Consider the following 12,001-nt stretch of genomic DNA (forward strand, 5'->3'; position numbering starts at 1 on the left):
GTATATTATATGTGTGTTAAAAATTGTGCAATTTGTGTATAAAAAAAGGGACATTATTTCAATGGGAGACACAATGCTGAAAATATGGTTCATTCTCGCGCTACTGTTCACAGGCTGTTCGTATAAGCTCATTGAGAGCAAACAAATAGATGTTGTTCATCCTCAAAGTACAACGGGCATTCCTTATTATCTACCAAAAAGTATGTTCCTTGTAGATTTGCAAATCGGTGATAAGGTTGTGGAGACAGTCAAAACCGATAAAGACAATAAAGTGATTTCAAAACAGCAAATACTACAATACGAGGCAAAAATAAAACTAACACAAAAGGCGGTTCCTGATCCGGATCAGGTGTATCTATTAAACTACGATAGTAGTATTTGGTACAACGACAGCATTGATGTTCGCATTTCTAAAGATGGTTTTATCCAGACGTTTGTTTCCGATATCTTACCTGAAGAAGACTTTACCGCAAAAGTGGAGGGGGAGAGTAAGGACGAAAGCAGCATTGAATTGCCCAATTCCTCGATAACGTTAAACTTTACCATTACCGATGCCCCACAAAAATTTTCTTCTGAAGAGGCGCGTTTGGTGAGTGAACTCCGCGACGATTTAAAAGTTCTCAAAGGCAACCAAAATTTTTCCTTCGATGTTCGCGATAAAGAGCAGCAGGTGAGAATTAACAATCCTGTGGCCACCGGAAATTTAAAAATGACACTGAGCGCAAAAAAATTCAGTGTGAAAAACAAAAAAAATACTACGACACAACCACCAACGACTACAGAGGAGTTCGATAACGGTATCAAATTTCGTTTACCGTATCCTTATGTGGTCAATCTGTCTCTGTACTACGAAAATAGAGAAGGAAAGTCCGTCAAGCTCGCCAATATGAATACCATCGCTCTATTACCAGATGATTCGCCGGTGTATACGCTACCTGCGGAACGCTACGCAATGGTCCATAGTGCCTTAGTTGCTGAATTTCGCAATGGACAATTGCAGAATTCCAAAATCAAAAAGCCGAGTCCAGTGTACTCAATATTAAATTTGCCGAAAACGATTTTAGGTGAGGTAAAAGAACTATTAGAGGCGATCGGACAGGCCATTGATTCCAAGATCGGCGCTATATTGGGCGTGGGTGGTGCCGCCGCGGGTGGAGCATAAATTATCGTTGTATTGATTTTGAGACCTTCAATTTGAAGGTCTCAAAAGTCTTTTTATACCAAGGACTTAAGGTTTTCTTTGGTTTATTTCGTCAAATCTTTTGCACATGCTTGTTGAAAGGTCAAAGTTTCGCCTTCCATTTTTGCGGCGATCATCGAGGTGACGACATTGGCAATGTCTCCGCCAGCGTGGCGATGAATCTCTAAATCGGTCACCGTAATATCGATTCCCTGCGCTTCGGCCATCGCTTTGTGAGCGAGGATTTCGCTATCTATTCTGTTGAGCATACCCTTGCGAAATGTAAACATTAACCACGCAAATACGACAAGAATAACGATCCATACCGCAGCGACAAAAGCGCCGGTGAAAGAAGCGATAAATAAAAATTCCATCATTTTCATTCCTAATAAAACGTGAATACAATTTTGAGACCTTCAATTTGAAGGCCTCAAAAGTTATTTTAAAATAAAGACTTACGTTATTTGATGTTTTTTTAATTGCTTTGAAACAACTCAAAACATTCATAAAAGTATGTAAAATATCTTGAAAAGATATGTTATCATAATAAAATCATGTCAAACCATTGCTGTGTAAATTTTAGTTGTTGGGAAAAGTATGGCTGTTTATAAAAAAACCGTAATAGAAGAACTCGAAGACAATGCACAATACTTTGGGTGTACGCTACACCTAGAAAATCCGATTTCACAAGTAAAAGATTGTGAATTTGACAATTGTAGTTTCCGCAGCAAACTCGTCGAAATAGACACGATTGAAAATACGGTTTTTCGCAATTGTAATTTTTCACAGTTGCGCCTCAAAAACATGGAGAACTCGCGTATCGAAGGCGGACACATTCAACGTTTGGATGTGAGTTCTGCAAGATCCATTGACCTCATAGATATCCAAAATGTAAACATCCATGAACTAAACCTGGACAACAACAAACTGCGCGAAATTCCCAAAGAGGTTTTTGCCATGAAATCGCTGCGTTCTTTGAGTTTATCGACAAACTTTTTGACAGAAATCCCTGCGCAAATAAAGCAACTCTGTGGATTAATGTGTCTGCGCGTTTCGGAAAACAATATCGAGGATTTACCCGAAGATTTCTCCGCACTCAAAGAATTGCGAGAGTTGCGGTTATGTATGAACAATTTCAAAAGCTTTCCCATGCAAATTACCCACTTAACACAATTGCGCAATTTGAGTTTGTGGGGAAATTCCATCGGTGAGATACCCGAAGAAATTGAAAAACTACATACACTGAACGAATTATGTCTATGGAAAACAGATATTGAAACGATTCCACATTCCATTGCAAATCTCAAAGATCTTCACAACCTCAACTTGTCAGAAAACAAAATACAAAACGTCCCTAGTTGCTTGTGGGAGTTACACAGTTTGACGAATTTGGATTTGTCGTACAACTACATTGGGGAAATTCCAAGTTTGATTCACAATTTGCCCAATCTGTTTGAACTTAATGTTGCCTACAATCACATTCGCGAGGTTCCTTTTGAACTTGCCGAACTTGCCAAACTTTCTTACCTAGACCTATCGGGCAACAAAATAGAAAATAGTGACTTTTTGTATCACTACCTAAAAGACTGCACCATTGAAATCTAGTGACACAGGACGAACCCTTTTCTATTTTTTTTGATTATTGCGCAAATATACCTTCAAATCCTCGGTCGATTCGGCCAATTTATCCATCGCTTTATTTGCTTTTGCCAAAGATTCGACGATCGCGTTTTTTAGTTCAATGGCGTCGTCGCGTAGTCCAGCGGATTGCGCTAATTCCTCCAATTGTTTTTGTAAATGATCTGAGGCACTTTGCAATTCTTTGCGCCACTCGTCGGACTGTACAAATTGACGCGAAGCCTCCAGTGTTTCTTCGAGGCTTTTCATCGTGGCATTTATTTTGTCAATACTCACAATGATCGCGTCACTTAGGTCTTTACTTTGGCTTTTCAAATCGTTGAGAAACGGAGCCAATGATTTCATCATCACATTGCGTGTATAACCCAAGTAGGCAAGTATGATGAGCATAAGTATAATGTTTCCCCAAGCGTCTACTAAAGTGTTTGTCAGTGCAAAAAACGTTTTCCAATCCACGCGATCGGGGAACATCATCTCAAAAGTATACAAAATAACAATGATGCCAAAAATAACGGCACCGACTTTTGTCAACAGGCGTTTCCAATAATTTTTCATAAAAATTCTTTCTTTTCATAAACCCAAAAGATTTAGACAGGATTTACAGGAGTAAAAAAGGTCTTTTGATCATCGAAAAGTTAAACCGGTCTAAATTTTTTTATAAGCAATAATGAGTGATCGTCCTCCGACATGCTCTTTTACTTCAATGTCGCGAAATCCATTTTGTTGTAGGCGCTCACAGTACTGTGATTGAGTACTTTCGCCACCGCCATCGGTGGACACTAGCATATCAAGAGATAGTAGTGAAGTAAACAGTGGTCCGCTTCCATCTTCGGCGAGGAAGTTTTCGGTAATAAGAAGCATTCCTCCCTCAGGTAGAGCCTCATAGCACTTTTCGATTAATTGTAACTGAATTTCCGTGGACCAATCGTGTAGTACCCAACCGAGATAAATGACATCGAATCCTGATGGCAATTGTTCTTCTAAGAAATTTCCGCTGTGAAAGGCAATATTGGTGTCATATTTTTCGGTAAATTCTCGGGAGATTTGGCACACTTCTTCTAGATCGTAAACTGTGGTTTGCATGTGTGGATATTTTTTGTGAATAATATCACATAAAATCCCTGTCGCTCCCCCAACATCGAGAATGGCTTTACGTGAAGAAAAATCGACCACCTCGGCAAGTGCTTTGGCGACTTGTTCATTAAAAAAATGCATCGTTTCCATAAATTTTCGCAAACGTTGTGGGTCTTTATAAAGCGTAGCGAAGTGCCCCTCGGCAGAACCAGTGGTTTGTAACCAGCGATTGCTATTTTCGCGAATAGCGTCTGTCAAGTTGAGCCACAGTGGGTTGACATCGCACACATGGTGAAACAAGTTTCCCATGAACGCAGGGCTACTTTCTACTAAAAGGGCATTGGTCGCAGGGGTGTTTGCGTATTGTTCGTTTTCTTTATGCAGTAGGCCCAAAGCCACACTCGCGGTGAGTATTTTTTGGGTCGACTCCTCGGGGGCAGATATTTGTGTCGCCACTTCCTGCAAAGTTGCAGACTGTTGTAGTTTTTCGAATATCTTTAGTTGTAAGCATGTTACGACGACTTGAAATTTCCAACTACCAATCAAAAGGTCTTGAACCAAAGCAAACGACTTATCCATATTCCTCTCCTAATTTTATTAAAATTTCAATGGTTTTTTGTATCTGTTGCGTAGAATGGTTGGTGTTGACAAAGAAACGCAGGCGCGCTTGCGTTTTGGGAACTGCAGGATAACCGATGGGCATGACGTTAATACCTTGTTCTAGTAGCTTTTGTGAAATGTGGATACATTTTTCGATAGATCCGAGAATGATAGGTATCACCGGAGAGTCCTGTGAGGGACCTGTATTCAAGCCTGCCTCTTTGGCCAATCGTAAAAAGAGAGCAGCATTTTCCTGTAGCTGTGCCACGCGTCGCGGTTGTTTCTTAATTGTGCGTATAGCACTCAAGGCCGCCATCGTATTGGCCGGTGAAATCGTTGCGGCAAAAATGTACCCAGGAACAGTGAATTTCAAATAACGCATCAAATCGCTTTGTCCTGCCAAGTAGCCTCCACAACTGGCAAGAGCTTTGCTAATGGAACTCATCCACAAATCGACTTCTAAAGGATCTATGGCAAAGTATTCACTAATGCCACGTCCTGTTTTCCCTAAGGTACCCATCGAGTGCGCTTCATCGACGAGTAGCCACGCGCGATGTTTGCGTTTGACTTCGAGTATCTGTGGTAGAGGGGCAATATCTCCGTCTTGGCTATATACTCCTTCAATCGCGATGAGAACACGACGATACTGATGGCGAATAGTGGTTAAAATTTTGTCGAGCATTTGCCAATCGTTATGTGGAAAAGAACGATATTTCGCTCCGGAGAGTATCGCACCTTGGGCAACGCTGTTGTGAATCAGTTGATCGTGGATAATTAAATCTTCTGTAGAAAACAAATGTCCTACCGCGGTAACATTTGTCGCATGTCCGCTGGGAAAAACCATGGCGTCGTGTGTACCAATAAAGCTTGCGATTTCGTTCTCTAACTGACGATGAATAGGAGTATCTCCCATCAACAACGGAGATGCAGAAGCCGAAGTTCCATAGAGCGCAACGGTTTGTTGCACATCGTTGATAATTTCTGACTCACCGGTTAATGACAGATAATCGTAGCTGGCAAAGTTGATCACCTCTTTACCGTTGACTGTGGTGGTGATTCCGTGTTGCGATTCGTGAATACGCCGGTAGGGATTTTCTCCTTGTGGAAAAAAAGGCGACTTTTGCAAAGATTTGTATTCTGGCCAGTTTTTAAAGTCGCTATCCTCATGAGAAACGTTTTGTTTTGCGACAAGGATTTTTTGTGGCGTAGGGTTGTCGTTTGTGAGCTGTTTATACAAAATACCAACAGTAGTTGCCGTAGCTAGGTCCTTTATTTTGATATTTTTAAATGGTGTCAGACTCATTATTTTATTCTGTAAATTTACGATCATAAGCGAGTCAAAACCCAAATTCTCCATGAAATGGTCGTTTTCATATATTTCATCGACAGGAAAACCACTCACCTCCGAAATCGCACCAATAAGTAAGGTATATTTATCCTGTCCATCCTGTAAATCCTGTCCAATATTTACATCCCGTAAATCTCCCCCCACATCCCGTAAATCTCTCTTTACAGAAACGCTTTGATGAATATCGCGAATCAAAGCATTTTGTTGTTCGATCATTCCTAGCATCTTACTGTAAGAGTCGACGCTCTCTGTAGAAGAGTCACCAATACTCTTTAACCAATAAGAGGAATGGTGAAAAGAATAGTGCGGAATGGGCACTAGATTATTTTCATGCGCTCGGTAAATATTTGACCACTGTAGATGGAGTCCGTGACGATATAGATGTCTCAATGTAGACGCAAGCGTTCTCCATGAATTTTTATGATGATAATATAGTGACAACGCGTGTGGTATACTCTTTTTTACAAGTGCTGATAGCACCGGGCGTGGTCCAATCTCTAAAAATATATTTGTACCTTGTTGTCGCAAAAATTGCACACCGTCGCTAAAACGAACCGTTTCACGTAAATGTTTTCTCCAATAACTAGCGTCCATTTGCGTTGCAGACTGTCCCGTAACATTCGAGACAATATTTATTTGTGGCGCATGGTAAGTAATCGCGGCTATTTGCTGTTCAAAAGAGTCGAGTATGGAGTCTAAAATAGGTGAATGAAAACCATGGGTTACTTGTAGCCATTTGTATGGTAATTGTGGGTGATGCGCGAGGTAATCGCGCAAGTGTTGTTCACTGCCGGACAGAACGGTATTTTGTGGACCATTGATCGCTGCAATGGAAATATGTTCGTTTATCGTAATTTTTTCATGGGGTTTTTCGATCGCCACCATTGTACCACAATCTTTTAGGTCCTTCATGAGTTGCGCGCGCACCGCGATGATTTTTAACGCATCCTCTAAGGAAAATACTCCAGCAACATAGGCGGCAGCATATTCACCTAGGCTATGTCCCATCACCCACGAAGGTTTTATTCCCCAGCTTTGCCACAAAGAAAAAAGCGCCACTTCAAAAGAGAAAAGAGCTAGTTGCGCACACACAGCGTCTTGCTGTAAATAGTGATCGTTGTCGGCGTTGGTCAATAAATCGACAAGCGATACATCGGTGTATTGCTTGCAAATTTGCGCGCATGCATCTATTTCCGTGCGGAATACCTGATGGTTTTCATAGAGGTCTTGTCCCATACCAGGAGCCGTGCTCGCTTGTCCGGTGAATAATAGAGACACTTGCGCATTGTCTTGTGTTGCGCAAATACTTTCTGTATTTATATCGCATATTTTGTGGTGCAAGTCTTCGCAACTCTTGGCAGTGGTTGCCCAACGATAAATAAAATGGTTGCGACCAGAATTGGCGGAGTAACAAATATCCCGTAGAGAATCTGTGGTATCTTGCAAATAGGCTTGCCACTTTTGTAGTAATTGACGTAGGGCATTTTTGTCGCGTGCAGAAACACAAAAAACTTCGTGTTCGCGTGGACTTGATGGCAATGATGACGTGGCCGAATTACTTAAAACAATGTGAGCATTGGCTCCGCCAAAACCAAGAGAACTTACCCCTGCACAGCGCTTTTCGTTTTTCCACGGTTCGGACTGCTGGGGAATGGTAAACGTTGTTAAGGCGTCTTGCAATAACGGATTTAGATTTGTGGCATACATTTGTGGAGGTATTCGTCGATGGTGAATGCACAGTACCGTTTTGATAAGTCCCGCAACGCCGGCCGCAGCCTCCAGGTGACCAATGTTTGCTTTGACAGCACCTAAAAAACAAGGTGTGTTGCGTTGTTGGTATATTTCGTGAAGAGCATTTATTTCAATGGGATCTCCCAAGGGAGTACCTGTGCCATGAGTTTCGATGTAATCAATGTCTTGTGCGCGAATGTTGGCAAAACGCAAAGCGCGGTTCACCACATGTTGTTGCGAATGTGGATTGGGGGCGGTTAGGCCATTGCTTTGCCCATCCTGGTTGACGGCCGAACCACGAATCACGGCAAGAATGTTATCCTGATGGCGAATGGCGTCATCTAGGCGTTTTAAGACAACCATTCCACAACCTTCTCCTCTAACATAGCCATCGGCTTCGGCGCTGAAGGTTTGGCACTTGAAATGAGGAGAAAGCATGTTTTTATGTTGCAAGGCGTGATGAAAAGAGCCACTCAGAATTACGTTAACTCCGCCTGCGATTGCCATCGAGCATTCTGCGTTACGCAGGTTTTGACATGCAATATGGATGGCGGTTAAAGACGAAGAACACGCTGTGTCAATTGCCATGCTCGGACCATGCAGGTCCAATAAATATGAAATGCGATTTGCGGCGATACTGAGAGCATTACCGGTAAGAGAATGTTCGTTAATCGTAGAAGACAATGGCATGTGCAATTGAGAATAGTCCCAACTACTGATACCAATAAAAATGCCAACATCTGTGCCGCGAATTTTTTTGGGAGGAATTCCCGCACTTTCCAACGCTTGCCACGTTACTTCGAGGAGTATTCTTTGTTGTGGATCAATAAATGGCACTTCTTTGGGGGCAATTCCCCAAAATACCGGGTCAAACTGATCCACATCGTCAATAAATCCTCCGGAAAATGACGATAGAGATTTGGCGGCAAAACGCTGTTGCGGATACTTCCTAATGGCATTTTGTCCGTTCATTAGAAATTGCCAGTACTCATCGACATTGTTAGAACCGGGAAAACGACACCCCATTCCGACGACGGCTATGGGTTGTTGCGTAATCGTTGGTGTTGCCTCTCGTGATATTGGACGATATTCTAATGCCGATGAATTGTTGGCGGATAAAAAAGAGGCGAGTGATGCAATTGTCGGGTATTCCCACATGACTGTTGAATTCAATGTGCAATTGAGCCAGTTTTGCAATTCACCTGACAACTCGATGAGCCTTGAAGATCCTAAACCATAACGGGAAAAGGGGGCGTGGGAATCTATACGTGTATCAATCCCCCAACTTTGCAACTTGGCGATCAACCATTGTTCAATTTCACCAGCGGATTTCTGGCTATTCGTTTGTATTATGGGATTTTTCCACGAATGCAAAGTGGTTAATTTGCCCTCAATAAAAAGTGTGCGGCATAAAGAACGCTGAATTTTGCCGCTGGAAGTTTTGGGGATGGTTTGCGGTGCGATTAACACGATTGCCGCAACCTCAATTTCATAATAACTGCTGACTTGTTGGAGAATCTTGTCTATGATATCGGTGTACGCGAACTCAGTGGAATTGATTTCTTGTAGAATAACGAGATGTTCTTCGTCGTCTACTTCAATGGAAAACGCTGCGCCACAACCACTACGTAAAGAGGGATCACTTTCTTCGACAACATACTCGATATCTTGTGGATAAAAATTACTTCCGCGAACAATGATCATATCTTTGTAACGACCAGTGATGTAAAGTTCTCCGTCCTTAATAAAGCCAAGGTCACCACTACGAAAAAATGGTCCTTTTTTGGTGTCCGCAGTATATTGTTCAAACTTTTCGGTATTTGCGGCACTATTATTCCAATATCCAGGAGATACGCTTGCATTTTTTATCCAGATTTCTCCTTCATGCTGTTCGTTGCATTCTTTCATGGTTTGTGGATGGACAATGATGACTTCTCCACGAGGCGTACCACCACTGATGACTTGTTTTTGTGTTGTCGCGTTTTGTCCACGATAATCTTTGAGAAAATGAGCGCGTCGATATTTCTCTTTAGGATTACCACCACTGACAATGAGGGTCGCTTCTGCCATGCCATAGGCTGGAGACAGTGCTTGTTGTGAAAATTCACATTCTTTGAAGGCTTGGTAAAAGTCATCCATAGTTTTTTGGCGAACTGGCTCGGCAGCGTTTGCCGCGATGCGCCACGTTTTAAGCGAAATTTGCTTTTTTTGTGCGGCATTAATTTTTTTTACACACATTACATAAGCAAAATTGGGCGCATAAGAGGTTGTACCGCCATACCTATAGATTGCTTGTAACCACCGGAAAGGCTTTTGTACAAAACTTTCCGGTGACATTAAAATTTGGGTATATCCATTGAAAATTGGGTGGATAATCCCCGTAAACAGCCCCATGTCATGAAACATTGGTAGCCAACTCACTCCGATATCTTGCTCTGTTTTTGGAAAAATATCTTTTTCAATACTTGCATTGTGTATAATGTTGTTATGAGTGACCATAACTCCTCGCGGGTTACCTGTAGAACCAGAGGTATACTGCAAAAAGGCAACGTCTGCCTGTATTTGTGGTGAATTTTGTAAGTCTTTTTCTATGATAATCGTATCGATCGCTATTGGGTTCGAAATGTGAATGTTTGTGTCGTTAAAAACGCGATTTATTGTTTGTATATGTTGACTATTTGTTAGAATAATCTTTGACCGTGAATTTTCAATAATGGATTTGAGTCGTGGCAAGGTTCGCTTCATACGATGAGGTTGAGGCGGGTATGCTGGAACCGCAATTACTTCGGCGTATAAACAACCTAAAAAACCACATATATAATCTATTCCTGAAGGAAATAATAACAGCGCTGTTTCATTTTTATAGTTAGATAAAGATTTAGCGATAGATTGGACGCGAAGACACAGCTCATGGTATGTCAGGCGCGTTTCTTGTTGCTCTCCATCTTCTAGGAAGATAAAGGCCGTCTTACGCGGTGTTTTTTGTGCTCGGGAAAAAAGAATATCTATGATGTTTGTTGTTGTCATTTTACTCTTTCCACTTAATGTTAAAAAAGGACCAGCGAAATGAAATCATTGAAAAATAGATTACACAACGCTATTGATCTTGCTGCCACAGCGCCATCTTCACACAATAGTCAACCATGGGAAATTGTTTTATTTGACAGTCGCGAAGCTCTTTCGTCCCTTGAATGTTTCGGAATCAATTTGTCTTCCTCGGCACTTTATATTGCCGTTTGTTTGAATAAAGAACGTCAACTACGTTCTTTAGATTGTCACCATCTAGAAATGGCGTTGAGTATTGGTATTTTTCTAGAAAACCTAAGTTTGGCATTACATTCTCAGAGGTGCTGTGCCACGTTTTGCTGGGCAAATTCACAAAATGTTGTTATTAAGGGTATTTCTTCAAATTGGAAACCGTTGGCCATTATTGCCGTTTCTGATAGCGATCACGACTTTGATACGGCATTTTTGGACAAACGTATCACCAATCGCGGTCCATATCAGCAACAACGCATTTCTTCCGATGTCCAGCAACAACTTATCAATAGCAATTCTCTGTTGTTTAACGATGCCAAGGAGCATTGTCGCATCTGTTTTGTCGAAGATAGCGAAAAAATTTCACGTATAGCAAATTTTGTCTCTACTCACGCTAAGTTGGAATTCACACATAGTAAAGCGTGGCGCGAAACATATAAATTCGTTAGCTTTGGTGCACAAAAAGAAATAGGTCTACCCATTACCCAATTATTTGGGCCATTGTCCACGTTGAAAAAATATTGGTACCGCGTATTGTTTTCACCTTTTGTAATGAGTTTTTTAAAACACACGAAATTTCCAGAGACAATCGCTGCACAGTTTGGACAACTCGTGGCAACAACCCCCGCTCTTTTGTATGTAAATTTTCATGAAGAGAACCCGGATACTCTTACCCTACTCAAAGGCGGAGCGCTGTTATTTCAATTGTGGTTGAACGCAGCCAAAGAAGGGATTAGTTTTCACCCCATGAGTATTGTTTTGCAACACACTGATATTTGCAAAGCATTTGTTAAGGACCACGGTCTTCCTCGTGGGCGTTCCATGTTTTTTAGTCGTGTAGGATACCCACAATTTGAATTTCCTCCCGCACCAAAAAGAAAAAATCTATCACGTGAAATACACACTATATAATTTTATAAACGATCCCGTTCCCGATCCCGTTCCCGATCCCGTTCCCGTTCCCGATCCCGTAAGAGAACAAAGTTATTTCAGTGTTACTGAGACGGAACTACACGAGTGTGTCATTCCCGCGTAAGCGCATACACGTCAAGCTAAGCGTGAAAGCTTCTTAATAAACACTCACAAATCCATGTCATTCCCGCATAAGCGGGAAACCAGCAATGTAAAGTGGACTTGTAAACGCTGGATCCCTGATCAAGTCAGGGATGACA

General features: G+C 41.7%; 8 protein-coding genes. 4 read left to right on the forward strand and 4 right to left on the reverse strand.

Features of this window, described 5'->3' with window-relative positions:
• Positions 1-73: 73 nt before the first annotated feature.
• Entirely contained in the window at positions 74-1,162 is a 1,089-nt protein-coding gene (locus tag UABAM_RS03035; RefSeq protein WP_151966524.1) for a hypothetical protein, read from the forward strand.
• Between the two features lie 83 nt (positions 1,163-1,245).
• On the opposite strand, the gene UABAM_RS03040 is transcribed toward UABAM_RS03035, so the two are convergent.
• Positions 1,246-1,557: a flotillin-like FloA family protein gene (locus UABAM_RS03040; protein ID WP_173013106.1), complete on the reverse strand. Its 312-nt coding sequence runs from the start codon at positions 1,555-1,557 to the stop codon at positions 1,246-1,248.
• 220 nt (positions 1,558-1,777) lie between these two features.
• On the opposite strand from UABAM_RS03040, the gene UABAM_RS03045 reads away from it, so the two are divergent.
• A complete protein-coding gene (locus tag UABAM_RS03045; protein WP_151966526.1) occupies positions 1,778-2,785 on the forward strand; it encodes a leucine-rich repeat domain-containing protein in 1,008 nt (335 codons plus the stop codon).
• 21 nt (positions 2,786-2,806) lie between these two features.
• On the opposite strand, the gene UABAM_RS03050 is transcribed toward UABAM_RS03045, so the two are convergent.
• From UABAM_RS03050 to UABAM_RS03060, 3 genes are all read right to left on the reverse strand, one after another.
• Positions 2,807-3,373, reverse strand: a complete 567-nt coding sequence (locus UABAM_RS03050; protein ID WP_151966527.1) for a hypothetical protein — start codon at positions 3,371-3,373, stop codon at positions 2,807-2,809.
• A gap of 90 nt (positions 3,374-3,463) precedes the next feature.
• Positions 3,464-4,471 (reverse strand): methyltransferase, encoded by a 1,008-nt coding sequence (locus UABAM_RS03055; RefSeq protein WP_151966528.1) that lies wholly within the window; start codon positions 4,469-4,471, stop codon positions 3,464-3,466.
• Positions 4,464-10,598 (reverse strand): type I polyketide synthase, encoded by a 6,135-nt coding sequence (locus UABAM_RS03060; protein WP_151966529.1) that lies wholly within the window; start codon positions 10,596-10,598, stop codon positions 4,464-4,466. The genes UABAM_RS03055 and UABAM_RS03060 overlap by 8 nt, the downstream gene beginning before the upstream one ends.
• A gap of 39 nt (positions 10,599-10,637) precedes the next feature.
• Between UABAM_RS03060 and UABAM_RS03065 the strand changes: the two genes are divergently transcribed.
• Together UABAM_RS03065 and UABAM_RS33300 are read left to right on the forward strand one after the other, a co-directional pair.
• Entirely contained in the window at positions 10,638-11,741 is a 1,104-nt protein-coding gene (locus UABAM_RS03065) for a hypothetical protein (RefSeq protein WP_151966530.1), read from the forward strand.
• Complete coding sequence (locus UABAM_RS33300; protein ID WP_173013107.1) at positions 11,722-11,865, forward strand: hypothetical protein; 144 nt, start codon at positions 11,722-11,724, stop codon at positions 11,863-11,865. Before UABAM_RS03065 ends, UABAM_RS33300 begins: the two co-directional genes overlap by 20 nt.
• The last annotated feature ends 136 nt before the right edge of the window (positions 11,866-12,001 follow it).

Source organism: Candidatus Uabimicrobium amorphum (genome assembly GCF_009002475.1).
GTDB lineage: Bacteria > Planctomycetota > Uabimicrobiia > Uabimicrobiales > Uabimicrobiaceae > Uabimicrobium > Uabimicrobium amorphum.